Annotated in this window: 25 protein-coding genes; 13 read left to right on the plus strand and 12 right to left on the minus strand. The window is 62.4% G+C overall.

What is annotated here, in order from left to right; all coding sequences use genetic code 11:
• Positions 1-47: 47 nt before the first annotated feature.
• A complete protein-coding gene (locus K6M89_RS06885; RefSeq protein WP_222138881.1) occupies positions 48-560 on the minus strand; it encodes an NUDIX hydrolase in 513 nt (170 codons plus the stop codon).
• 375 nt (positions 561-935) lie between these two features.
• Positions 936-1832, minus strand: coding sequence for a LysR family transcriptional regulator (locus tag K6M89_RS06890; protein ID WP_222138882.1), 897 nt, complete (start codon positions 1830-1832; stop codon positions 936-938).
• A gap of 147 nt (positions 1833-1979) precedes the next feature.
• On the opposite strand from K6M89_RS06890, the gene K6M89_RS06895 reads away from it, so the two are divergent.
• The 4 genes from K6M89_RS06895 to K6M89_RS06910 all read left to right on the plus strand — a co-directional run bounded on the left by K6M89_RS06895 (position 1980) and on the right by K6M89_RS06910 (position 6637).
• Entirely contained in the window at positions 1980-3419 is a 1440-nt protein-coding gene (locus tag K6M89_RS06895; protein WP_222138883.1) for an FAD-linked oxidase C-terminal domain-containing protein, read from the plus strand.
• Positions 3416-4618 carry a glycolate oxidase subunit GlcE gene (gene glcE, locus K6M89_RS06900; protein ID WP_222138884.1) on the plus strand — a complete coding sequence of 401 codons (1203 nt, stop codon included), beginning with the start codon at positions 3416-3418 and terminating at the stop codon, positions 4616-4618. Before K6M89_RS06895 ends, glcE begins: the two co-directional genes overlap by 4 nt.
• Before the next feature lie 221 nt (positions 4619-4839).
• Positions 4840-6150 carry a glycolate oxidase subunit GlcF gene (glcF, locus tag K6M89_RS06905; RefSeq protein WP_222138885.1) on the plus strand — a complete coding sequence of 437 codons (1311 nt, stop codon included), beginning with the start codon at positions 4840-4842 and terminating at the stop codon, positions 6148-6150.
• A 46-nt stretch (positions 6151-6196) separates the two neighbouring features.
• Entirely contained in the window at positions 6197-6637 is a 441-nt protein-coding gene (locus tag K6M89_RS06910) for a hypothetical protein (RefSeq protein WP_097580067.1), read from the plus strand.
• Positions 6638-6664: 27 nt separating this feature from the next.
• Here the strand turns inward: K6M89_RS06910 and K6M89_RS06915 are convergent, their stop codons facing one another.
• From K6M89_RS06915 to K6M89_RS06925, 3 genes are all read right to left on the minus strand, one after another.
• Complete coding sequence (locus K6M89_RS06915; RefSeq protein ID WP_222138886.1) at positions 6665-7339, minus strand: outer membrane protein; 675 nt, start codon at positions 7337-7339, stop codon at positions 6665-6667.
• A 122-nt stretch (positions 7340-7461) separates the two neighbouring features.
• On the minus strand, positions 7462-8148 hold the full coding sequence (locus K6M89_RS06920; RefSeq protein ID WP_222138887.1) for a L,D-transpeptidase: 687 nt from the start codon (positions 8146-8148) through the stop codon (positions 7462-7464).
• Between the two features lie 135 nt (positions 8149-8283).
• The gene (locus K6M89_RS06925; RefSeq protein ID WP_222138888.1) at positions 8284-9030 is read right to left on the minus strand and encodes a L,D-transpeptidase; all 747 of its coding nucleotides are present in this window, start codon (positions 9028-9030) and stop codon (positions 8284-8286) included.
• Positions 9031-9258: 228 nt separating this feature from the next.
• Between K6M89_RS06925 and K6M89_RS06930 the strand changes: the two genes are divergently transcribed.
• Both K6M89_RS06930 and K6M89_RS06935 read left to right on the plus strand, forming a co-directional pair.
• Positions 9259-9888, plus strand: a complete 630-nt coding sequence (locus K6M89_RS06930; RefSeq protein WP_222138889.1) for a DNA-3-methyladenine glycosylase I — start codon at positions 9259-9261, stop codon at positions 9886-9888.
• The gene (locus tag K6M89_RS06935; RefSeq protein WP_222138890.1) at positions 9885-10391 is read left to right on the plus strand and encodes a hypothetical protein; all 507 of its coding nucleotides are present in this window, start codon (positions 9885-9887) and stop codon (positions 10389-10391) included. The genes K6M89_RS06930 and K6M89_RS06935 overlap by 4 nt, the downstream gene beginning before the upstream one ends.
• A gap of 38 nt (positions 10392-10429) precedes the next feature.
• Here K6M89_RS06935 and K6M89_RS06940 read toward each other — a convergent pair whose 3' ends face one another.
• On the minus strand, positions 10430-11134 hold the full coding sequence (locus tag K6M89_RS06940) for an HAD family hydrolase (protein ID WP_096762661.1): 705 nt from the start codon (positions 11132-11134) through the stop codon (positions 10430-10432).
• Between the two features lie 269 nt (positions 11135-11403).
• Here K6M89_RS06940 and K6M89_RS06945 point away from each other — a divergent pair, with 269 nt between their 5' ends.
• Positions 11404-12453 carry an aldo/keto reductase gene (locus K6M89_RS06945; RefSeq protein ID WP_222138891.1) on the plus strand — a complete coding sequence of 350 codons (1050 nt, stop codon included), beginning with the start codon at positions 11404-11406 and terminating at the stop codon, positions 12451-12453.
• Positions 12454-12669: 216 nt separating this feature from the next.
• Here K6M89_RS06945 and copM read toward each other — a convergent pair whose 3' ends face one another.
• Both copM and K6M89_RS06955 read right to left on the minus strand, forming a co-directional pair.
• Positions 12670-13008, minus strand: a complete 339-nt coding sequence (gene copM, locus K6M89_RS06950; protein ID WP_222139030.1) for a CopM family metallochaperone — start codon at positions 13006-13008, stop codon at positions 12670-12672.
• On the minus strand, positions 12971-13720 hold the full coding sequence (locus tag K6M89_RS06955) for a hypothetical protein (RefSeq protein ID WP_222138892.1): 750 nt from the start codon (positions 13718-13720) through the stop codon (positions 12971-12973). Before K6M89_RS06955 ends, copM begins: the two co-directional genes overlap by 38 nt.
• 137 nt (positions 13721-13857) lie before the next feature.
• Here K6M89_RS06955 and hisS point away from each other — a divergent pair, with 137 nt between their 5' ends.
• The 3 genes from hisS (at position 13858) to hisG (ending at position 17369) form a co-directional block, all read left to right on the plus strand.
• Positions 13858-15381, plus strand: a complete 1524-nt coding sequence (gene hisS / locus K6M89_RS06960; protein ID WP_222138893.1) for a histidine--tRNA ligase — start codon at positions 13858-13860, stop codon at positions 15379-15381.
• A 174-nt stretch (positions 15382-15555) separates the two neighbouring features.
• Positions 15556-16677 carry an ATP phosphoribosyltransferase regulatory subunit gene (locus K6M89_RS06965; RefSeq protein ID WP_222138894.1) on the plus strand — a complete coding sequence of 374 codons (1122 nt, stop codon included), beginning with the start codon at positions 15556-15558 and terminating at the stop codon, positions 16675-16677.
• Positions 16674-17369, plus strand: a complete 696-nt coding sequence (hisG, locus tag K6M89_RS06970) for an ATP phosphoribosyltransferase (RefSeq protein ID WP_097580058.1) — start codon at positions 16674-16676, stop codon at positions 17367-17369. Before K6M89_RS06965 ends, hisG begins: the two co-directional genes overlap by 4 nt.
• A gap of 81 nt (positions 17370-17450) precedes the next feature.
• Here hisG and K6M89_RS06975 read toward each other — a convergent pair whose 3' ends face one another.
• Complete coding sequence (locus tag K6M89_RS06975; RefSeq protein WP_097580057.1) at positions 17451-17864, minus strand: DoxX family protein; 414 nt, start codon at positions 17862-17864, stop codon at positions 17451-17453.
• A 200-nt stretch (positions 17865-18064) separates the two neighbouring features.
• On the opposite strand from K6M89_RS06975, the gene K6M89_RS06980 reads away from it, so the two are divergent.
• Positions 18065-18775 carry a glutathione binding-like protein gene (locus K6M89_RS06980; RefSeq protein WP_222138895.1) on the plus strand — a complete coding sequence of 237 codons (711 nt, stop codon included), beginning with the start codon at positions 18065-18067 and terminating at the stop codon, positions 18773-18775.
• Between the two features lie 229 nt (positions 18776-19004).
• On the opposite strand, the gene K6M89_RS06985 is transcribed toward K6M89_RS06980, so the two are convergent.
• The 3 genes from K6M89_RS06985 to groES all read right to left on the minus strand — a co-directional run bounded on the left by K6M89_RS06985 (position 19005) and on the right by groES (position 22059).
• A complete protein-coding gene (locus K6M89_RS06985) occupies positions 19005-19451 on the minus strand; it encodes a hypothetical protein (protein WP_222138896.1) in 447 nt (148 codons plus the stop codon).
• A gap of 602 nt (positions 19452-20053) precedes the next feature.
• Complete coding sequence (gene groL / locus K6M89_RS06990; RefSeq protein WP_097580054.1) at positions 20054-21691, minus strand: chaperonin GroEL; 1638 nt, start codon at positions 21689-21691, stop codon at positions 20054-20056.
• Positions 21692-21762: 71 nt separating this feature from the next.
• Positions 21763-22059: a co-chaperone GroES gene (groES, locus tag K6M89_RS06995; RefSeq protein WP_004675403.1), complete on the minus strand. Its 297-nt coding sequence runs from the start codon at positions 22057-22059 to the stop codon at positions 21763-21765.
• 335 nt (positions 22060-22394) lie between these two features.
• Here groES and K6M89_RS07000 point away from each other — a divergent pair, with 335 nt between their 5' ends.
• Positions 22395-23243: a TIGR01459 family HAD-type hydrolase gene (locus K6M89_RS07000; RefSeq protein WP_222138897.1), complete on the plus strand. Its 849-nt coding sequence runs from the start codon at positions 22395-22397 to the stop codon at positions 23241-23243.
• A 14-nt stretch (positions 23244-23257) separates the two neighbouring features.
• Complete coding sequence (locus tag K6M89_RS07005) at positions 23258-24241, plus strand: bifunctional riboflavin kinase/FAD synthetase (RefSeq protein ID WP_222138898.1); 984 nt, start codon at positions 23258-23260, stop codon at positions 24239-24241.
• Positions 24242-24419 lie beyond the last annotated feature (178 nt).

The raw sequence follows: 24419 nt of genomic DNA on the forward strand, positions 1-24419 counted from the left end.
TGAATCTGCTTTTACGCTGCCTTTTTAGCAGCGCAAGATGGCAGGATTCATTCCGCCGGAATTTGCTTTGCCGCTTTGGCCGAAAGCCGCTCGGTCATCTTGCGCTTGAAGGCGAGGAAAAGGCCGCGTAGCTCCGGCTCGCGCACCCGCCCGGCCGCTTCGTCGAGCGAGACCCATTCGATGCGGCGCTCGCCTTTTTCCTTGAAGTTCTTCGCCATGTCGGTGACTTCGAGCGCATAGACCTGCACCTTGCAGACCACCTGCACCCCGTCGCGCAACACCTTCGGATAGGTGTAGGCGCCGAGCGTCTCCGTTTCGGCGACGCCGCGGACACCGGCTTCCTCGAAGGCTTCTTGCGCGGCGACCTCATGAGCGCATTTCCCGCTCATCGGCCAGCCTTTGGGGATGACCCAGCGGCCGGTGTCGCGGCTCGTCAGCAAGAGCACCTCGACCTCACCGCTCTTCTTTTTCACCCGGTAACAGATCGCACCATATTGCTGTCGCGGCGGCCGCCGAAACATCAGTTGCACATCGGATGCCAATCGGGCGAGAAGAGTCAATTGTCGGGTCACCTTCTCAGTGGTTGTTAGGAATCACTCATATACGTGTATCACGAAAAGCTTACGCAATCCAAAGCCTCAGACGATCCGAAACGCGATTTGATCGCTGTTTCATTAAGGGAAATCGAGCCGGGGCAGGCTCAGAAATCCGTCACGTCCTGTCTTGAATGCGTCACGTTGCACAGGTGTACAATATGGCTTCGTCCCGACTCCTAATCAATGGCGGCATCCATTGTTCCACTAGGATTTTTGTAAATGTGGTAACTATGCCTCTCAACGCCGTCCGTGCCTTTCAGGCCGTCATGGCAGCAAAGTCGCCGAAGAGCTGAACGTGGTCTCGTGCGTGGGCATGGTGGCGAATGCCGTGCCGAAGTGTCAGCGCTCCCAATAGGGGACTGGCCCGTAAAGTTCGGTGAGATAGTCGATGAACAGCCGCACTTTGGCCGGCAGGAACTGCCGGCTGGGATAGACGGCCGACAGCGTGACATTGTGCGAGCCCTCATAGGCCGGCAGCACCTGCACCAGACGGCCGGCTTTGAGTTCTTCGCCGATATCCCAGGTGGAGCGCAGTGCGATCCCGAGGCCGGCGATGACGGCCTCGCGGATCACTTCGCTGGAATTGGTGACCAGCATGCCTTCCGGCCGCAGGCTGAGCGCCCCATTCGGCCCGTTCAGCCGCCAGGTGTCGCCATTGTGTGCCGGCAGGCAGCGATGGTGTTTCAAATCGTCGATATCACGCGGCTCGCCATGTGCCGAGAGATAATCCGGCGAGGCGCAGAGCAGCCGGCGCACCGGTGCCAGCCGCCGGGCGACGAGGCTGGAATCGGTGAGTTCCGCGATACGGATCGCCAGATCAAAGCCGCCACCGACGATGTCGCTGAATTCGTCGGTCAGAACCAGGTTGATCGCCAGCTCCGGATGCGCCTGCATGAACGCTTTCAGGTGCGGCGCGATATGCATGCGGCCGAAGGAGGTCGGTGCCGAGATCTTCAGCGTCCCGTGCATCTGCGCCGCGCGGCCGGAAATATAAAATTCGGCCTCTTCCAGCCCGGCCAGGATGCCGAGAACGCGGTCGTAGAAACCCTGGCCGGCCTCCGTCAGCGAGATCTGCCGCGTCGTGCGCTGCAAAAGCCGGGTGCCGAGCCGGTCCTCCAGCCGCTTGATGCGCTTGGAAACGACGGCGGGAGAAAAGCCGAGCATGCGCCCGGCAAGCGACATGCTTCCCGTCGAAACGACCTTGGCAAAGATTTCGAGATCGCCCAGATTGGTCATAAGCTTTTGTGACTTTTCCCCTTTTGGCATAAGTGCTTAGCATTTGCGCCCCTATTGGGAAAGTGCTAAGCCGATCTCACGGCGGCAGGCAAGATCTGACACCCGTTCCTGCCGTCGTCATCTTTCCGGGAGGCCAGGGAGAAGGCCATGTCCGACGCCATTCCGTTTCTTGCGCCCCGCGCCGATGTCCTGGCCCGGCGCTCTCAGATCGTCGCCGATCTCACCGATCTGCTGCCGCCGGAATGCCTGGTTCATGAGGCGCGCGAACTGGTGCCCTTCGAGACCGATGCCTTCGTATCCTATCGCCGCCTGCCGCTCGCCGTCGCCCTGCCGCGCACCACCGCCGAGGTTGCGGCCGTCATGCGTTATTGCCATCGCTACGGCGTTCCCGTCGTGCCGCGCGGCGCCGGCACCTCGCTTTCCGGCGGCGCCATTCCGCAGGAGGATGCCGTGGTGCTCGGCCTGTCGAAGATGAACCGCATCCTCGAGATCGATCTGCCGAACCGCGTCGCAGTGGTGCAGGCGGGCGTGACCAATCTCAGTATTTCCGACGCCGTCGCAGCCGACGGGTTTTTCTATGCGCCCGATCCGAGTTCGCAGCTTGCCTGCACCATCGGCGGCAATATCGGCATGAATTCCGGCGGCGCCCACTGTCTGAAATACGGGGTCACCACCAACAATCTGCTCGGCGTCAGGATGGTGCTGGTCGACGGCACGGTGATCGAGCTCGGCGGCAAGGCGCTCGATGCAGCCGGTTATGACCTGCTCGGTCTCGTCTGCGGCCATGAAGGCCAGCTCGGTATCGTCACCGAGGCGACGGTGCGGCTGATCGCCAAGCCGGAAGGCGCGCGCCCGGTGCTCTTCGGCTTCGAGAGTTCGGAAGAGGCCGGCGCCTGCGTCGCCGATGTCATTGCCGCCGGCATCATCCCCGTTGCGATCGAATTCATGGACAAGCCGGCGATCGAAATCTGCGAGGCCTTCGCCCATGCCGGCTATCCCCTCGATGTCGGCGCGCTGCTGATCGTCGAGGTCGAGGGATCGGAGGCTGAGATGGACGCGATGCTGAAGGACGTGGTCGACATCGCCCGCAACCACGGCGTCAAGACCGTGCGCGAATGCCAGTCGGCCACCGAAGCGGCGCTGATCTGGAAGGGCCGCAAATCCGCCTTCGGGGCCACCGGCCGCATCGCCGATTATATCTGCATGGACGGCACCGTGCCGCTCAGCCAGCTGTCGCACGTGCTGAAGAAAACCGCGGAAATCGTCGATCACTACGGCCTGCGGGTCGCCAATGTCTTCCATGCCGGTGACGGCAACATGCATCCGCTGATCCTCTTCAACGCCAACGATCCGCAGGATGCCGCCCGTGCCGAAGCCGCCGGCAACGATATCCTCAGGCTCTGCGTCGATGCCGGCGGCTGCCTGACCGGCGAGCATGGTGTCGGCATCGAAAAGCGTGACCTGATGCGGCACCAGTATTCGGAGGCCGATCTGGCCCAGCAGATGGCGGTGCGCGCCGCCTTCGATCCGGGCTGGCTGCTCAACCCGTCGAAGGTCTTTCCGCTGGAAGGGCGCCCCGCCGCATGATCGATCTGATGCCGACGAGCGAGGAACAGGCGGCGGCGATCGTCCGCGCACATCAGGAGATGAACCGGCCACTCGCGATCTGCGGCGGCGATACGCGCTCGGGTTTCGGCAATGCCGTCGCAGCCGAAGACCGGCTGCGATCGACCAGGCTTTCCGGCATCGTCGCCTACAATCCCGGCGAGATGGTCATGACAGCGCGTTCGGGTACGCCGCTTGCCGAGGTCGAGGCGGCGCTGTCCGAAAATAGCCAGATGCTTGCCTTCGAGCCGATGGATCATCGCCCCATTATGGCGAGGTCGGGCGAGCCGACCATCGGCGGCGTCTTTGCCGCCAATGTCTCCGGCCCGCGCCGCCTCATTGCGGGCGCTGCCCGCGACAGTTTGCTCGGTGTGCGCTTCGTCAACGGCAGCGGCGAGATCATCAAGGCCGGCGGTCGGGTGATGAAGAATGTCACCGGCCTCGATCTCGTCAAGCTGATCGCCGGTTCGCACGGCACGCTGGGTTTTCTGACCGAAGTCACCTTCCGCGTGCCGCCGCGCCCGAAGACGGAACGGACGGTGGTTCTCTCGGGCCTCAACGATGCCGAAGCGGCCAGCGCCATGGCGACGGCGATGGCGCTGCCGGTCGAAGTCTCGGGTGCGGCCCATCTGCCTTTGACGGTGACGTGGAAATTCCTCGCCGGCAAATTGCCCGAGGGCGAGGCGACAGTTCTGCGCATCGAGGGCTTGGCTGGCTCTGTCGACGTGCGCGTCGAAAAGCTTGCGGCGGCAATGTCCGCCTTGGCCACGGTCACGCAGCTGGATGAGAGGGAAAGCCAGAGGCTTTGGCGGGAAATCCGCGATGTGCTGCCTTATGCCGACGGCACGGGGCGGCCGGTCTGGCGCGTCTCGGTCGCCCCCGGCACCGGCCATCGGCTGGTCGCAGCGCTCCGTCTCGAAGCCGGCGTCGATGCCTTTTATGATTGGCAAGGCGGCCTCGTCTGGATGCGCATGGAAGCGGAGCCGGAGGCCGAACTGATCCGCCGCTTCGTCAAAGGGCTCGGCGGTGGTCATGCGACGCTGATCCGGGCGCCGGCGCAGGCGAGGGCGGCGACCGCCGCCTTTCACCCGGAGCCCGAGCCGGTGGCGATGTTGTCGCGGCGGGTGAAGGAGAAGTTCGATCCGGCGGGGATATTGAATCCGGGGAAGATGGGGTGGTGAAGATGCTTGTTGCCGACTGCCCACGCTTGATGGATTGCACGAGGGTGCCTCTTGCTCCCCCTTCGCCCCAACGGGGAGAAGGTGGCCCGAAGGGTCGGATGAGGGGGCCACACGGCATGCAGTCTGTTGTCTTCTCGCTTTTGTCCCGGGTGCGGCCCCCTCATCCGCCCTTCGGGCACCTTCTCCCCGCTGGGGCGAACGGGGCACGGGAGGCCGCGTAGATGCAGACCAACTTCACCCCCGCCCAGCTCCTCGACCCCCATGTCGCCGAATCCGAGCAGATCCTGCGCAAATGCGTCCATTGCGGCTTCTGCACCGCCACCTGTCCCACCTATGTGACGCTCGGCAACGAGCTCGACAGTCCGCGCGGCCGCATCTATCTGATCAAGGACATGCTGGAAAACGGCCGGCCCGCCGATGCCGAGGTCGTCACCCATATCGACCGCTGTCTCTCCTGCCTTGCCTGCGTCACAACCTGTCCCTCGGGTGTCGACTATATGCATCTGGTCGATCACGCCCGCGCCCATATCGAAAAGACCTACAGGCGCCCGCTGATGAACCGGCTGACGCGCGCGCTCCTGGCGGCCGTGCTGCCCTATCCCGGCCGTTTCCGCCTGGCGCTCCGTCTCGCCCGTCTTGGCCGCCCCTTCGCCGGCCTGATGCGCGGGGCGGCACTCAAACCCTTTGCCGCCATGCTGGCGCTGGCGCCGCGGCGCCTGCCGCCCGCCTCGGATCTTTCAAAACCCGGCAGCTACCGGCCCGAGACGGCGCGGCGCGGCCGAGTGGCGATCCTGACCGGCTGCGCCCAGCCGGTGCTTGATCCTGGCATCAACGCGGCGGCGATCCGGCTCCTGACGCGGCTCGGTATCGAGGTCGTGGCGCCGGAAGGCGAGGTCTGCTGCGGCTCGCTGGTCCACCACATGGGCCGCGCCGAACAGGCGCTCGAAAGCGCGCGGATCAACGTCAACATATGGACGCGCGAAATCGAGACGCAGGGGCTCGACGCGATCATCATCACCGCTTCGGGCTGCGGCACGACGATCAAGGATTACGGCCACATGCTGCGCCTCGACCCCGCCTATGCGGCAAAGGCGGCCAGGGTCTCGGCGCTGGCAAAGGATATCACCGAATATCTGGCAACGATCGAGCTGCCGGCCCATATGCCGAGGGGCATTACAGTCGCCTATCATTCCGCCTGTTCGATGCAGCACGGCCAGCGCATCACCCTTGCGCCGAAGCAATTGCTGAAAGCGGCGGGCTTTACGGTGCGCGATCCGGCCGAAGGTCATCTCTGCTGCGGCTCGGCCGGCACCTACAACATCATGCAGCCGGAGATCTCGGCGGCGCTGAAGGAGCGCAAGGTCAGGAATATCGAAGCGACCAAGGCCGATATCATCGCCACCGGCAATATCGGCTGCATAACCCAGATCGCCACCGGCACTGCTATTCCGATACTACATACGGTCGAGCTGCTCGATTGGGCCTATGGCGGCGCTATGCCGGAAAAATTAACAGGTTTGCCATTAGGCTGAAGGGAATGCAGCCGGCCCATTCGGGCCGCTCTCGGGAGGTCGGGCGATGTGGCGGGGAATGATTATACTTGCGGGACTACTCGCGGCGGCAGGCGCGGCCCATGCCGACAGCCGCTTATTCTGTTCCGCCGATGACGCGCAAGCGCGTTTTACCCTCGAAAGCGGTTTCGCAAGCGATGCCGGCCACAGGCTCAACCATTTCCGCGGCGCGCTTATTGTCAAGGATTCCGCGCAAGCGCCGGCCTTCGCAAAACGCGTGTTCGAATCGCAGCATCTGAGCAACCACTGGGCGCGCGATGGCGAGCTGCTCCTGGAAGTCTTTGATGGCGGCGGTGACGATACCGAAGGGGCAACGCTCGATCTGGTGGTGGTCGCTGGCGTGCGCGGCAAGCCTTCGGCAAATTTCGGCGGCACCTATTCCCTGACGATCGAGGGCGGCAGCAAACCTTACGCCGCCGAGGGCAAGGTCAGCTGCGGCACGAAATAGCGAGCGCCGCAGCCGAAATTCAATTCATTACCAGTGGAACGAGACGCCGACGTTGACGGCATTCGTGAAGATGTTGGTCTTCAGCCGGTCGCCGCTGTCGATCGGAACGTCGACGCGCGAATAGGTGCCCTTATATTCGACGAAGGTCGACCAGCGCTCGGTAACCTTGAAGTCGACGCCAGCCTGGGCCTGCAGCGTCACGCCGCCGAATTCATAAGCCCATGTCTTGCCTTCGGGGCGAATCACTTCGACATGCGGAATGTTCACGCCGATACCCGCGCCGAGATAGGGCGTCCAGCGGCGAGCCGGATCCTGGAAGCGATAGAGACCGTTCACAGTGAGCAGGTTCAGACCGTCGGTGAATTCGAAATGCGACCAGCCGGCCTTGGCGAGCGTGTCGTCGTCGGCATAAACCTTGTCATGGGTAAAATCGAGCGAGATACCCCAGTTCGGCTTGTTGAAATCCTCGAGCCACCAGGTGACGCGAGCGCCGTAATAGGGCGGCGCGCCGAAGGATTTGCCTTCCCAGCCGGCGGTGAAACTCGTGCCGTCGGAGACGTCGACGCCGCTGTGCGGCGCGGTCTGATAACCGCCGTAAATGGAAAATTCCAGGTCTTCCGCCGAGGCGGAAGCTGCCGAACAGAATGTGAAAAACGCGATGCCCGCAAGGAGGGAGGCGGAAGAACGCAGCGCATATGTCATTGAATAGCCCCGATATTGCAAATATGTCGACTCTTAGGCACCTCTGCCAGCTTTCCGCCGCAAAGTCCAAGAGAAATAAAAGGCGCTTCTAAAAAGCGCCTTCGTTTTTTAGCAGGTGTTGCTCAGCCGCCGAACATGGTGCGCAGCACGTCGATGCCCCTGTCCTCGAACGCCACCTTGCCCTGCTTGTTGCCGGGACCGATGACGATCACCTTGGTGCCAACGGCGGCGCGATCATAAAGATGCATCACGTCGGCGTTCATCATACGGATGCAGCCGGAGGACATGTTGAGGCCGATCGTCCAGGGCTGATTGGTGCCGTGGATGCGGAAGATGGTGTCGCGGCCGCCCTGATAGAGATACATGGCGCGGGCGCCGAGCGGATTGTCCTCGCCGCCTTCCTGGTAGGCGGGGATGATGTGACCCTTGGCGGCTTCGCGGCGGCGCATTTCGGCCGGCGGCGTCCATGCCGGCCATTCGGCCTTGCGGCCGATCTTGACGATACCCGACCAGCCGAAGCCGTCACGGCCGACGCCGATACCATAGCGGGTGGCGCGGTTGTTGCCTTCGACGAGATAGAGATATTTGTTGTTGGTATCGATGATGACGGTGCCGGCTGCTTCCGTCGTCACCAGGCGCACTTTCTTGCGCTTGAACTGCGGCTTCACATATTTCGGCATCTGCGCAACGCGCACGACCTGAGCCGGGCGCTGTGTGTTGTCGGAGCCGGCCGGCGCTGCAAAGGCGGACGTGGACATCAAGGACAGAACAAGTCCGGCCGCGGCCAGACCTGGCATCAATTTGATCATGATCGATTCCCCTCAAGCAAATTCGCCCGAAACTACATGAACTTCTGCCTGATTCAAGATCGGCCCGGCCGGATAAAGCAATTTCGGCAAAGGAAACCGCCTGTTCTTGCGGCTTCCAAGATAATGTATGTGCCGTTACATGACGATGACGCGGGTTCCGACGCTGACGCGGTCATAGAGATCGACGACATCTTCGTTGCGCAGCCGGATGCAACCGGAGGAGACGGCGCTGCCGATCGACCAGGGCGCATTGGTGCCGTGGATGCGGTAGAGCGTCGAGCCGAGATACATGGCGCGGGCGCCGAGCGGATTTTCCGGGCCGCCGTCCATGCGCGCCGGCAGGTAATGACCCTTGGCGGCTTCGCGGCTGATCATCTCGGAAGGCGGCGTCCAGTCCGGCCATTCCTGCTTGCGGGTGATTTTGTGGGCGCCGGCCCATTCGAAGCCGGGCTTGCCGACGCCGACGCCGTAGCGCCGCGCCTTGCCGCCCTCCATCACCAGATAGAGAAAGCGATTGTTGGTATCGATGACGATCGTGCCGGGCTTTTCCTGGGTGTCGTAGTCGACCATCTGCGGCAGGAATTGCGGCTCGATCGGATGGCGGACCGCCGGAACGCCGGGGTTGATCACCGAGACGGTCTGCGGTGCCGGCCGCGGCGCCTGGCGGATGACGCGGCGCTGGAAAAGGCCGCGCTGCCGCGGCTGGACGACCGGCCGCTGGTAGACCACGGGGCGAACCTTGCCACCGAGCTGGTTGATCCATGGTGCCGTCAGATCAGGGCTGAGCACGACAGGCGGGCGGGTGGCGTAGCGGTCGTCGGCAAGGGCGGCCGTGGAGAAGGTGCCGAAGAGGGCTGCGGCAAGAACAAGCTGTTTCATCATCGGACGAACTCTCTACAAATGGCCGAAAATGGTTTGGCGGGACAGGTCCGCCAGCAAGGACGCTGCCACCTGATCCGCCAGCGAATGGTAAAGATCGATTTCTGAAAAGCCGACCGATCGGATAAACTTTTCGTCAGGGTTACCGTTCGGTTTGGAAAGACGGTTTGCAAATGGTAAAGCCGGAATCATGACCGGAAAACGAAACGGACCCCGGCAGAATGAAGGATCATGAGCGAGACAGGCATCATCATCGGCGAGGACGGCAGGAGCCGTTGCCACTGGCACGCCAATCTGCCCGATTATCTCAAATATCATGACGAGGAATGGGGCCGCCCTGTTACCAACGACATCCGCCTCTTCGAAAAGATCTGTCTCGAAGGCTTCCAATCCGGCCTGTCCTGGCTGACCATCCTGCGCAAGCGGGAGAATTTCCGCGCCGCCTTTGCCGGCTTCGATTTCGACAAGGTGGCGCATTTCGGCGAAGCGGATGTCGATCGCTGCCTTGCCGATGCCGGCATCATCCGCCATCGCGGCAAGATCGTCTCGACCATCAACAATGCCAGGCGCGCCATCGCACTCCGGGACGAATTCGGCTCGCTCGCCCATTATTTCTGGGGTTACGAACCCGGCCACAACGAGCGGCCGGCCGTGGTCGATCGCGGCCATATCCTCGCCAATCCGACGACACCGACCTCGGTCATCATTTCGAAGGATCTGAAGAAGCGCGGCTGGACCTTTGTCGGCCCGACCACAGTTTATGCTTTCATGCAGGCGATGGGCCTCGTCAACGATCATCTGGAGGGCTGCTTTTGCCGGCCCGAGGTGGAGGCGATGCGCGCCGTCCTGGTTCGACCATGAAAGATCTGTCCGTGAAAACATCGATTGCTGCCCTCGCCCTGTTCTTCCTGCCGATCTCGGCCATGGCGCAGACGCCGCAGCTCGATCCCGGCGAGAAGCTGGAGAAGCTGCAATTCCCCGCTGTCACCATGCAGCTCAAGGGCTGGACGAAATTCGGCAACAGCCATGTCTACATGCTGCCGGTGCGCGCCGGCCAGCACGTCAAGATCAGCTTTGCCACCAAGAGCAAGTTCGCCTTCCTGGCGATTTTCGACCTGTCGAAGCCCGATGACGAGGCTTTCTTCGGCACCGACGAAGACGGCATGAATTTTCAGACGACGGCGAAGGAAAACACCACCTGGCTGCTGCGCCCCTATTATTCCAAGGTCTCGCCGCGCCGCGGCCTTGGCGCGCCCTTCAGCATCCTGATCGAACCGCTGACGGCCGCCCCGCCGCAGCCGAAACCGCCGGCCGAGCCGGAGCAGCCGTCGCTGTTTCCGAAGGCGCCGCCCAAGCCGCAATAGGGCAGGGCGGAACGGCCGGCATCGATCGGCCGCTCGGCCTATGCCAGCCGGTCGATCAGCTCGCGCAATTCGCCGAGATGGCCGATCTTGCGGAAGCGCGGCGCTTCCGTCGGTTCGTCCACATGTTCCAGCACCCAGGTGAGTTCGTGCGGCACGAAGACGCCGTAGCTGCCGGCCGCGATCGCCGGCACGATATCCGATTTCAGTGAATTACCGACCATCATCGCCCGCTCCGGTCCGTCACCGACCTTGGCGAAGATGCGGCGATAGGTGACGGCGGTCTTGTCGGAAACGATCTCGACCGCATCGAAGAAGTCGCCGAGGCCGGATTGGGCAAGCTTGCGCTCCTGGTCGAAAAGATCGCCCTTGGTGATCATGACGAGCAGATATTTGCCGGCAAGCGCCTCCAGCGTGTCGCGCGCATGCGGCATGGTCTCGACAGGATGGGACAGCAGGTCGCGGCCGGTATCGAGGATCTTGGCGATGACGCTCGAGGGAACCTTGCCCTCGGTGATCTCGATCGCCGTCTCGATCATCGACAGCGTAAAGCCCTTGATGCCGAAGCCGTAATGGCGAAGGTTGCGCTTCTCGGCCTCCAGCAGCCGCTCCGAAATCTTCGGCCCTTCGGCGAAATCGGCAAGAAGCTCGGTAAATTGCGCTTCCGTCAGTCGGTAATATTGTTCGTTCTGCCAAAGCGTGTCGTCGGCATCGAAGCCGATCGTTGTCAGTCCTCGCGTCGTCACATGCACACCTCTTGAACTATGGCCGGCAATCTATCGGCCGCCTGTGTCGAGACAAGGGCTGTGTCACGACGGGCTGCGTCGGGGCAAGGGCGTTCGCTGCTGGTGCGCAAGCTGTGGCGTTGAAAAGCGCCGCCGTCGCACTACATCGAATTGGCCTCACCCTGCAGCCAGCCGCGGCTGTGCCTGTCGCGCGCAGGCCAATAATCAAAAAATGAAGTTCTGAAGTTCGCAAGCCCCTCTTGCGGCAGACACAAAGGATTTTTTCGACCATGCGTTACAATCAACTCGGAAATACGGGACTTTTCGTCTCGGAAATCTGCCTGGGCACGATGACCTTCGGCGAGGCCCAACAGGGCAGCATGTGGGGCGCCATCGCCGATGTCGACCAGAATGCCGCCGACCGGATCGTCGAGCGCTCGCTGGCGTCAGGCGTCAATTTCATCGACACGGCCGACGTTTATTCATCCGGCGAATCCGAAAGGCTGCTCGGCCAGGCGCTGAAGAACCTCGACGTACCGCGCAAGGACGTCGTCATCGCCACCAAGGTCTATGGCGTCATGGGCGACAAGCCGAACGACCGCGGCGCCTCGCGGGGCCATATCATGGATTCCGTCGAGGCGAGCCTCAAGCGGCTGCAGACGGACCATATCGATCTCTACCAGATCCATGCGACCGATACGGTGACGCCGATCGAGGAGACGCTGCGTGCCCTCGATGATCTCGTTTCGCGTGGCCTTGTCCGCTATATCGGCGTCTCTAACTGGCAGGCTTGGCGTATTTCCAAGGCGCTAGGTCTCTCCGAACGGCGCGGCTTCGCCCGCTTCGAAACGGTGCAGGCCTATTATTCCATCGCCGGCCGCGATCTCGAACGCGACATCGTGCCGATGATACAGGAGGAAAAGCTCGGCCTGATGGTCTGGTCGCCGCTCGCCGGCGGTCTCTTGTCCGGTAAATATGGCCCCGGCGCGCCCGGCAACGGCGAGGGCCGCCGCGCCAGTTTCGATTTTCCGCCGGTCGACAGGGACAGGGCCTGGGCCTGCGTCGCCGCTATGCGCGAGATCGCCGAAAAGCATGGCGCCGGCGTCGCCACCGTCGCGCTCGCCTATATTCTCGCCAAGCCTTTCGTCACTACTGTCATCATCGGCGCCAAGCGTGTCGATCAGCTCGACCAGAACCTCGCCGCCGTCAGGCTGAAGCTCGACGACGAGGATATGAAGCGGCTCGACGAGGCGAGCGCCCTTGCCCCCGAATATCCGGGCTGGATGCTGTCGCGACAGGCCGCCGGCCGCCGCCCGGCTGACTTCGAGCCGAAGGGCTGAGCAAAATTGTTGCAGACGCCGGGTATCCCCGGCGTTCTCAGTTTGTTTGGAAACCTTGCTCCCTCCTCTTTCGTCATCCTTCGGCCTTGTGCCGAGGATCTGCTACCCCTGTTGCAGATGCTCGGGACAAGCCCCGAGCATGACGAAAGAGGAGTGGCCGACTTTATCAGCAGTCTGGGAACGCCAGCTCCGCGTTCCCCTTTCGCGAGCGATCGACTACTTGCCGCGGGCCTTCAACCAGGCATTCATTTCGGCGATCTCGGCCTCCTGCGCCTTGATCACGGCTTCGGCGAGCTTGCGGATTTCCGGATCCTTGCCGTATTGAAGCTCGATCTTCGCCATGTCGACCGCGCCCTGATGGTGCATGCCGCGGACGAAATCCACATCGGCGTCGCCGCTATATTCGATCATCATATCCTTATGCATCTTGGCATTCGCCTCAATGAAGGCGTGGCTTGCCGCGTCGTGACTGTCCATCGGCTTGCTCATATCCATTGGCTTGTCGCGGTCTGGTGTCTCACCATGCGGCAATGACCTTATGCTCGATCCTGTAATCCCGGCTCTCCTCGCCGAGCGGCGCGACCGGCCATGTCCAGGTGGCTTTCGCCGGCGGCGGCGAGACGCCGTGCAGCAGGTCGGCCTCCTCATGCGTCTTGCCGTTGCGGTCGATGACGGCATAGGCGATGTCGGTCACCAGGCAACTGCGGCAGGTAAGTCCCGAAAGCCCGGCCAGATGCGCTCCGATCAGCCTTTCCACCGTGTCGGCAGGCATTCCGGCGGCCTCGGCCTCGTAGCGCCGTTTCACGCCCCGGCCGATCTGCGACAGGAGATTGGCCGAAACCACGAAATCGAGATAGGGCACCGAGCGCAGGAAGCCGAGCGGTTCGGGCTCTCTGCCGGCGGCGAGCGCGTCATAGCCGGAAAGATCGCGCTCGATCAGCCGGATATTGCGATAGGCCTTGGCCGATAGCCGCACCGAGGCGAGGTGAACGAGGTCGACCAGAACGACGGTGTCGAAATCGCGGGCCAGTGCCTCGATCGGCACGTCGCGCAGCAGGCCGGAGCCGAGCACGACGGCGGTCCGCTTCTGCCTGAGATCGGCCGTCGCCGCACGGATCGCATTGCGGCTCATCTCTTCATGTTCGGCCCAGTCGCGAGCGCAACGCCCGGCCCGCGACCAGAGATTGACGGAATAGCGGATGAACTTTCGATGCGCCTTGCCGGTCAGCGGCCATGTCGCGGCATAGAGAAGCGCTTCAGCGATCATGATGCATATCCCGCGTTTCGGATGGATACCCTCGTTCAATCGATTCTGGCAGCGACATCAAGACCCCTGCGCCCTTGCCGCTCCCCGCCCGATCGGTTAGGACACCGCCACTGTCACAGTCAGCGGAATTCCCGGAAATGAACGACAAGCAGAAGAAACCGCAAAAGCTCAAGGCCCGCCTGCCGCGCGGCTTCGTCGACCGGGCGGCCGGCGATATCCGCGCCGTCAACGAGATGACGGCAAAGATCCGGGAAGTCTATGAGCATTATGGTTTCGACCCCGTGGAAACGCCGCTGTTCGAATATACCGATGCGCTCGGCAAGTTCCTGCCCGACAGCGACCGGCCGAACGAGGGCGTCTTCTCGCTGCAGGACGACGACGAGCAGTGGATGTCGCTGCGTTACGACCTGACGGCGCCGCTTGCCCGCCATGTCGCCGAGAATTTCAACGAGATCCAGCTTCCCTATCGCACCTATCGCGCCGGCTACGTCTTCCGCAACGAGAAGCCAGGCCCCGGCCGCTTCCGCCAGTTCATGCAGTTTGATGCCGATACCGTCGGCGCGCCGGGCGTTCAGGCCGATGCCGAAATGTGCATGATGATGGCCGATACGCTTGAAGCCCTCGGCATCAAGCGCGGCGACTACGTCATCCGCGTCAACAACCGCAAGGTCTTGGACGGCGTGCTCGAGGCGATCGGCCTCGGCGGCGACGACAAAGCGGGCCAGCGGCTGAACGTGCTGCGCGCCATCGACAAGCTCGACAAGTTCGGCCCGCAAGGTGTGGCCCTGCTGCTCGGCCCCGGCCGCAAGGATGAATCCGGCGACTTCACCAAGGGCGCCGGCCTCGACCAGGCGCAGATCGACAAGGTGCTGTTCTTCGTCGGCATCAAGGACTATGCCGAAAGCGCCGCGCGCCTCGCCGATCTCGTTGCCGGAACGTCGAAGGGCGGCGAAGGCGTTGAAGAACTGAATTTCATCGGCGCGCTGGTTAAGAGCGCCGGCTATCAGTCCGACCGCATCAAGATCGATCCCTCGGTCGTGCGCGGCCTCGAATATTATACCGGCCCGGTCTATGAGGCCGAGCTGAGCTTCGACGTCACCAACGAGAAGGGCGAGAAGGTCGTCTTCGGTTCGGTCGGCGGCGGCGGCCGTTATGACGGCCTGGTCTCGCGTTTCATGGGCCAGCCGGTTCCGGCGACGGGCTTTTCGATCGGCGTCTCCAGGCTGATGACGGCGCTGAAGAACCTCGGCAAGCTCGGCGCCAGCGAAGTGATCGAGCCGGTGCTGGTGACCGTCATGGACGGGGATGTCGAGGCGATGGGCCGCTATCAGAAGATGACCCAGAAACTGCGCGCCGCCGGCATCCGCGCCGAGATGTTTCAGGGCAACTGGAAGAAATTCGGCAACCAGCTGAAATACGCCGATCGCCGCGGCTGCCCCGTCGCCATCATCCAGGGCGGCGACGAACGCGCAACCGGGGTCGTCCAGATCAAGGATCTGATCGAGGGCAAACGGCTTTCCGGCGAGATCGAGGACAATGCCAGCTGGCGCGAAGCCCGCGTGGCGCAGGAAACGGTCCTGGAGGCCGACCTCGTCGCCAAGGTGAGGGAGATTCTTGCGGCGCAGGCGGAAGATCGGAAGAGGGCGGGCGATGCGCAATAAACCCTTCCCCAACCCCTCCCCACAGGGGGGAGGGGCTTCAAGTGGCGCCCCTGTGCCCAGCTCGAGGTTCGCTTCGCCGACGCCGCTCTCGATTTATATCGACGCTGGCCGCCGGTTAGTCCCTCCCCCTTGTGGGGAGGGGTTGGGGAGGGGACTTTTCCCAGGAGCTACACCATGCCCCTGATCAACCTCCCCGAATTCTCCGCCGAGCTGCTTGCCGAGTTCGACGCCCGCAAGGCCGAGCGCGTCGATACGCCTGTCATTCAGCCGGCCGAGCCTTTCCTCGATATCGCCGGCGAGGATCTGCGCCGCCGCATCTTCATGACCGAGAGTGAGACCGGCGCCAGCCTTTGCCTGCGTCCCGAATTCACCATCCCCGTCTGTCTGCGCCACATCGAGACGGCGACCGGCACGCCGAAGCGTTACGCCTATCTCGGCGAGGTCTTCCGCCAGCGCCGCGACGGCGCCAATGAATTCTACCAGGCCGGCATCGAGGATCTCGGCGATATCAACATACCGAGCGCTGACGCCCGCGCCATCGGCGATGCCACCGGCATTCTTGCCCGCCTGCTGCCGGGCCGGCGCCTGTCGGTGACATTAGGCGACCAGGCGGTATTCGAGGCGGTCGTTCAGGCGCTCGGCCTGCCGCTCGGCTGGCAGAAGCGGCTGATCCATGCCTTCGGCAACATGACGCAGCTGGAAGCGCTGCTGGGCGGTCTCGTCAGCCCGCAATTCGTCACCGGCCTCGACGACGATATCGCAAGGCTTGTCGCATCAGGCGACGAGCAGGCGCTGGTCGCCCATCTCGAGCAGGAAATGCAGGCGACGGGCTATTCGACCAAAGACAGCCGCTCGCCGCTGGAGATTGCCCGGCGGCTCAAGGAAAAGCTCATTCTGTCGGAGACGCGCCTCGACGATGCTGCCTTCCATGTGCTGGAAGAGTTTTTGTCGCTCGACGTCCCGCTCGTCAATGCTTCCGCGGCGCTGGCCGGCTTTGCCGATGCCGCCGGCTTGAAGCTTGGCAATGCACTGTCCCGTTTCAACGGTCGCGTCGGCGCCCTTGCGGATGCCGGCGTCGATCTGTCCTGCCTGGATTATCGCGCCGCCTTCGGACGGCCGCTCGATTACTACACCGGTCTCGTCTTCGAGGTGACGGTTGAAGGCTCGAGCGCAGTTCTGGCGGGCGGCGGCCGCTTCGATAAGCTCCTGACCTTCCTCGGCGCGACGGACCGCATTCCGGCCGTCGGCTTCTCCTTCTGGCTCGACCGCATCGAAACCGAAAGGGCAGCCGCATGACCATTACCATCGCGCTTCCCTCCAAGGGCCGGATGAAGGACGACGCTTCGGCGATCTTCGAACGTGCCGGCATGACGATTACGGCCGTCGGCAACGACCGCTCCTACCGCGGCCGGGTCGAGGGCTGGGACGATGTGGAGGTCGCCTTCCTCTCGGCCTCCGAAATCTCCCGCGAGCTTGGCAACGGCACCGTCGATTTCGGCGTCACCGGCGAGGACCTGATGCGGGAAGGTTTTGCCGAGGTCGACAAACGCGTCGAGTTCTGCGCCCGCCTCGGCTTCGGCCATGCCGATGTCGTCGTCGCGGTGCCGGAGATCTGGCTGGATGTCGAGACCATGGCCGATCTCGGCGACGTCGCCGCCGATTTCCGCGCCCGCCACGGCCGTCGCCTTGCCATCGCCACCAAATATTGGCGCCTGACCCAGCAGTTCTTTTCGAGCCAGCACGGCATCCAGCTTTATCGCATCGTCGAGAGCCTCGGCGCCACCGAGGGCGCTCCGGCCGCCGGCTCGGCCGATATCATCGTCGATATCACCTCCACCGGCTCGACCCTGCGCGCCAACCATCTGAAGGTGCTTCAGGACGGCGTCATCCTGCATTCGCAGGCCTGCCTTGTGCGCGCCCGCAAGGAAAGCCATGCCGACGAACCAGTCGTGCAGGCGATTATCGAAGCGGTGCGCGCCGCCCTCTGATCTCCGCCAGCAATGCACAAGAAAACCCGCCGTCAATTCAATGACGGCGGGTTCTGCATGTCTGGGAGGATGTCTGCTGGATCAGGCAGCCGCATAGGCGCCGCGGCGGGCGTCAATCGAATAGGCACCGGCACCGACGGTTGCGAGCAATATATACGCACCGGCAAGCGTGATGTTCTTCATGACCATGATCTGGTTGAGAATATTCACGAGTTCCGCGCCACTTGCGTAGGGCAGATGGAAGGCAACGGCCGTGAAGACACAGAAGACTGCGAGCAGCCAGCCGGCAATGCGGACCTGGAAGCCTGTGAGAACCGCAAGGCCGGCGAGCAGTTCGAAAAGGCCTGCGACATAGGCCAGCAGAGTTGCTGCCGGCAGGCCGGCACCGGCGATCATGCCCGCAGTACCGGCAGGATCGGTTAGCTTCATGAAGCCGGAAAGGACGAACATGAAAGACAGAAGAATGCGGGCAATCAGGATAAAGGCGTTCGACATGGATGTTGCTCCGTTGAATGGCTCTGGAGATCTTGGTGCCCCCGGGCACGCTGTGGATCTCTGATATCCCTATCTCGCCTATTTCCTTCGTTATGCAAAGGTAGACGGAAGGGGACACTTCGTTCAATAATATGAAACGATGCCTCGCTTGCTTTTCCAGAGCCTCGTCTCCTATGGTCGGCCCCCACATGGAGACTCCGATGGCAGATCTGTCCGCATTTCCGATCACGACCCGCTGGCCGGCGCAAAACCCCGACATTATCCAGCTCTATTCGCTGCAGACGCCGAACGGCGTGAAGGTATCCGTCGCCCTCGAAGAGCTCGGTCTCGACTATGAGCCGCATTATATTTCCTTCGACGCCAACGAACAGAAGTCACCGGAATTTGAATCTCTCAATCCGAACGGCCGCATTCCGGCGATCATCGATCCGAACGGGCCGGGCGGCAAGCCGATCGGCCTTTTCGAATCCGGCGCCATCCTGCTCTATCTCGCGGAGAAGACCGGCAAGCTCATCCCCGCGGATGCCGTCGGCCGCTACGAATGCATTCAGTGGGTGTTTTTCCAGATGGCCGGCATCGGCCCGATGTTCGGCCAGTTCGGCCATTTCTACAAATTCGCCGCCGACAAGGTCGCCAATAATTCCTATCCGGTGGAACGCTATCGCGACGAATCCAAACGGTTGCTCGGCGTGCTCGAAGGCCGGCTGAAGGGGCGGCAGTGGATCATGGGCGATCAGTATACGATCGCCGACATCACCACCTTCACCTGGGTCCGCGGCGCCGATATCTTCTATGGCGGCCGCGAGGTCCTCGACTATGCGAGTTTCCCGGCCGTTTCCGATTGGCTGGAACGCTGCATCGCCCGTCCGGCCAGCGCCAGGGGCCTCAATATTCCGGTCAAGCCGGAGTAGCTGACGGTTCCGGAAAGCGCAGAGGCCGCTCTCGGGAGCGGCCTCAAACTATATGCCAACGCGGCTTCCCCCCGCCAACGTCATCTTCGGCCTTGTGCCGAGGATCTGCTGCCCTATCGGCCCGAGGCAGATACTCGGGACAAGCCCGAGTATGACGAAAGAGAAGTTGGCCGGCTTTTTCAGCAGTCTGACCACTTTCAGCGGAGACCGTTATTTCGCCCGCCGGCCTCTATTGCCGGTTGGTGATCTGCCTTGCGCCTTCAAGCTTGAAGCGCGGAAAGACGAAGACGCCGGCCAGGCTGCCGCTGTATTTCTCCTCGAGCCCGTTTGACTCGCCCATGCAGAACAGCGGCTGGCGCAAGCCGTTTGGCATGATGATCGTCGTCGAAAAGCAGAAGGAGGAGCAATGTGTTGCCGCCTGTTCGAACAGTTCCAGCACATGACTGCGATCTCCGGAATCATAGCATCGTATCAGGTTGAGCAGTCCGCATTCCTCTGCAGAGAGGCCGTGCAACATGGCGCTCCACTTGCCGAGACGGAGCACGCCGCTCGACAGATCCCCGGTCCAGCTTTCGGAAACGGAAAACTGCGCCAGCATCTCGTGCAGTTGATTGTTGTCGTTCATCGAGCCGGGCAGCAACGGCACGGCTGCATTGGCTTTGGCAATCTTGAACACGGGCGTTCCCTCGTTCGCATGCGGCTCCTCCGCCGCAGGCTCGGCAAACACTAGACACAGGCTTAGGCAGCAGCGGGCATAATGCCCGCGCCCATACCGGCGATCATTGCCAGCGGCCATCCGAGCCTCCGAACCGGAGCCCTTCGAAACCGACTATTCTGGCATCGCCTTCCCGCGCTCGTCTGACAGCGAAAATGATCGCCGGGCGCGCTTCAATTGCAGCGCGGATTTATAGGGGCTTTTGCACAAACGGCAACGGCTTTTTAAGGGGCGTTCGCATCGAGATCCTTTGCCGAAGATGTCGGATCTGCGCGCTGTTGGCGAGAATGGAGGCCAATTTTCAGCGCTTTTCCCCCGTTTCACCCCACTTGGCGGGAGATATATCGCAGCAAGACGACGATCTCCCGCAGGTTGCGTGGAGAGAAAAACAAGCAGGGGCGCAAGCCTCGGGAAAGCTTGGCCCGCCGGCAAATGCGATGCACGGCACAAAATCGCGCGCAACGGATCGAATCGTTTCGAGCAAGCTCGCGGCAAAGAAAAAGGGCGACCCGAGGGCCGCCCTTCCTGTTCCGGATGCCGGAATGAGTGCAGGCTTTCGCCTATCACATCATATCCATGCCACCCATTCCGCCCATGCCGCCCGGCATTGCCGGAGCGTCCTTCTTCGGCAGCTCGGCGATCATGGCTTCGGTGGTGATCAGCAGCGATGCGACGGAAGCGGCATCCTGCAGGGCGGTGCGAACGACCTTGACCGGGTCGATGATGCCCATGCCGATCATGTCGCCATATTCGCCGGTCTGGGCGTTGTAACCCCAGTTGTCCTGATCCTTGTCGAGGATCTTGCCGACAACGATCGAGGCTTCGTCGCCTGCGTTCTCAGCGATCTGGCGGGCCGGAGCCTGCAGCGCGCGGCGAACGATGTTGACGCCGGCTTCCTGGTCGTCGTTGATACCCTTGGAGGTGATCTTGACGGAGGAGCGCAGCAGGGCAACGCCGCCGCCCGGTACGATGCCTTCCTGAACGGCAGCGCGCGTCGCGTTGAGGGCGTCGTCGATGCGGTCCTTCTTTTCCTTGACTTCGACTTCCGTCGAGCCGCCGACGCGGATGACGGCAACGCCGCCGGCGAGCTTGGCAAGGCGTTCCTGCAGCTTCTCGCGGTCGTAATCGGAGGTGGTTTCTTCGATCTGGGCCTTGATCTGGGCAACACGGCCTTCGATGTCGGACTTGGCGCCCGAACCGTCGACGATCGTGGTGTTTTCCTTGGAGATCGAAACCTTCTTGGCACGGCCGAGCATGTCGAGCGTGACGCTCTCGAGCTTGATGCCGAGGTCTTCGGAGATCACGGTGCCGCCGGTCAGGATGGCGATGTCTTCGAGCATGGCCTTGCGGCGGTCGCCGAAGCCAGGAGCCTTGACGGCAGCGATCTTCAGGCCGCCGCGCAGCTTGTTGACGACGAGCGTAGCAAGAGCTTCGCCTTCGACGTCTTCAGCGATGATCAGGAGCGGCTTGCCGGTCTGGACGACAGCTTCGAGAACCGGGAGCATCGACTGCAGGTTCGAGAGCTTCTTCTCGTGAAGGAGAATGAAGACGTCTTCGAGGTCGGCGATCATCTTTTCCGGGTTGGTCACGAAGTAGGGGCTGAGGTAGCCGCGGTCGAACTGCATGCCTTCGACGACTTCGAGTTCGGTCTCGGCGGTCTTGGCTTCTTCAACCGTGATGACGCCTTCGTTGCCGACCTTCTGCATGGCTTCGGCAATGTCGAGACCAACCTGGCGCTCGCCGTTTGCAGAGATCGTGCCGACCTGTGCGACTTCTTCCGAGGTGTTGATCTTCTTGGCCTTGGCCTGGAGATCCTTGACGACTTCGGCGACGGCGAGATCGATGCCGCGCTTCAGGTCCATCGGGTTCATGCCGGCGGCAACAGCCTTGGCGCCTTCGCGAACGATCGCCTGGGCAAGAACGGTTGCAGTCGTCGTGCCGTCGCCGGCGATGTCGTTGGTCTTCGAAGCAACTTCGCGGACCATCTGGGCGCCCATGTTTTCGAACTTGTCTTCGAGTTCGATTTCCTTGGCGACCGAAACGCCGTCCTTGGTGATGCGCGGCGCGCCGAAGGACTTGTCGATGATGACGTTACGACCCTTCGGGCCGAGCGTGACCTTGACTGCATCGGCGAGAATGTCGACGCCGCGCAGCATCTTTTCGCGCGCGGTGCGGCCAAACTTGATTTCTTTAGCTGCCATGTTTGTGACTCCTGAATTCGATTTGTTCGGGCAAAAGCCCGTCAGTCATTTCGGGAAAGCGGATCGGCCAATCAGCCGATGATGCCCATGATGTCGGCTTCCTTCATGATCAGAAGGTCTTCGCCGTTGATCTTGACTTCGGTGCCGGACCACTTGCCGAACAGTACGCGGTCGCCAGCCTTGACGTCGAGTGCGACGACCTTGCCGGACTCGTCACGAGCGCCGGAACCGACGGCGACGATTTCGCCTTCCTGCGGCTTTTCCTTGGCGGTGTCGGGAATGATGATCCCGCCCTTGGTCTTCTCTTCGGACTCGACGCGACGAACGACGACGCGGTCGTGAAGCGGACGGAAATTGGTGCTTGCCATTGTCTAATCCCTCGATCGAATGACATTCGCGGGCCGGAGCGGCCCACATGGATAGGTGTTAGCACTCCCTTGCGGTGAGTGCTAGCGACGTGCATTTAGGGATGGCTCCGAAAGGAGTCAATGAGAGCAATCACGAATTTTTGTGCCGGAATTGTGAAGAGACCGGAGAAATGCCGGAGATTTCCGCCGAACCCTCTGCCGCGGCCGAGCCCTGCCGATCACGCGCCGGATTGTCGCGACAGGGCTTTGCGGTGGCCGATAGCGAAGAAAATGCCTTGCCATCGTCCTGCGCCTTTGCAATGTCACCGGTGACTGCAGCAACTCGGGATATTGGAATGGCCAAGCGGATAGAAACCTTCTCTGAGATCACCGATCGCTATGATGTGGTGCTCTGTGATGTCTGGGGCGTCGTTCACAATGGCGTCGATCCGTTCCCCAAGGCTGCCGCTGCCCTTCAGGCCGCCCGCGAGAGCGGCCTCGCCGTCGTCCTCATTACCAACTCGCCGCGGCTTTCGTGGCAGGTCGTCGAGCAGCTGCGTCATATCGGCGTGCCCGACAGCGCCTATGACAGGATCGTCACCTCGGGCGACGTCACGCGCGGGTTGATTTCCGAGGGGCCGAAGACGGTCTTTCTGCTCGGCCCCGAGCGCGACAAGGCGCTGCTTGAAGGCATCGGCGTCGAGCGGGTGCCGGCCGGCGAAGCGCAATCGCTCGTCTGCACCGGCTTTTTCGACGATGAGACCGAGAAGCCGGAAGATTACACCGACATGCTGCTGGATTTTCAGGCACGCGAGGTGCCGATGATCTGCGCCAATCCCGACCTCGTCGTCGAGCGCGGCCATCGCATCATTCCCTGCGCCGGCGCCATGGCCGCCTACTACGAGCAGCTCGGCGGCAAAACCCGCATCGCCGGCAAACCGCACCGGCCGATTTACGAGGCGACGCTGGCCGCTGCCCGCGAACTTCGCGGTGATGTCCCCGCCGAGCGCGTGCTGGCGATCGGCGACGGCATGCCGACCGATGTCCGCGGCGCCTTGAATTTTGGCCTCGACCTTCTCTACATCAGCGGCGGGATACACGCCAAGGAATACACCTTGAACGGCCAAACCGACGAGGCAATCCTCAACGCCTATCTCGAACGGGAAAACGCCGCGCCGAAGTGGTGGATGCCGCGCCTTGCATAAAGAGAAGCCAGCCGATGACCGTCTTCCACCGCAATGAAACCCGCGATCCCTTGCCCGCCCATCTCAAGGGCGGGGTGATCGCCATCGGCAATTTCGACGGTGTGCATCGCGGTCATCAATCGGTGCTGAACCGCGCGCTTGAGATCGCAAGGGCGCGCGGCATCCCCGCCTTAGTGCTGACCTTCGAGCCGCATCCGCGCACGGTCTTCCGGCCGCAGACGCCGGTGTTTCGCCTGACACCCGCGCCGCTCAAGGCCCGCATCCTGGAGACGCTGGGGTTCAACGCCGTCATCGAATATCCTTTCGATTACGAATTCTCGCAGCGCTCCGCCGATGACTTCATCCATTCGATCCTGAAGGATTGGCTCGGCGCCTCCGAAGTCGTCACCGGCTTCGATTTCCATTTCGGCCGAGGCCGCGAAGGCGGTCCGGCCTTCCTGATGAATGCCGGCCAGACCTACGGCTTCGGCGTCACCCTGATCGATGCCTTCCGCGACGAAAACGCCGATGTCGTCTCGTCGAGCCATATCCGCATGCTGTTGAAGGAGGGCGATGTCAGCGAAGTGGCCGGCATGCTGGGTTACCGCTATACGGTGGAAGCCGAGGTGATCGACGGCGAAAAACTCGGCCGGCAGCTTGGTTTTCCCACCGCCAACATGCGCCTGCCGCCGGAGGCCGAGCTTGCCGCCGGCATCTACGCCGTCCGCTTCCGCCGCCAGGACGGAACGCTCCACGATGCGGTCGCAAGCTACGGCCGCCGCCCGACGGTGACGGAAAACGGCGCGCCGCTGCTCGAAACCTATGTCTTCGATTTCAGCGGCGATCTCTACGGCCAGCTCTGCGCCGTCTCCTTCTTCGGCTATATTAGACCTGAGCTGAAATTCGACGGTCTCGATCCGCTCGTCGCCCAGATCAAGCGCGACGAGGAGGAGGCGCGGGCGCTGCTGGCGGGTGTCAAGCCGCTCGGCGAACTCGACCGGAAGCTTTGCTTTTCCTGAGGTCGTGGTCAGCGCGGCGTCTTTCGTGCGCAAAAACCTCGGCGCCCCGGCGATCGCATCGCAGAATTCTTCTCTTCCTTTTCCGCCGAAAAACGCCTATGAACCGGCCCGATGAGAAAATTTCGGCTGGCGATCACGATGCGAATTATCGGCCCGGCCTTCCGCGCGCGCTAAGCGG

Source organism: Rhizobium croatiense, from assembly GCF_019793465.1.
Lineage (GTDB): Bacteria > Pseudomonadota > Alphaproteobacteria > Rhizobiales > Rhizobiaceae > Rhizobium > Rhizobium croatiense.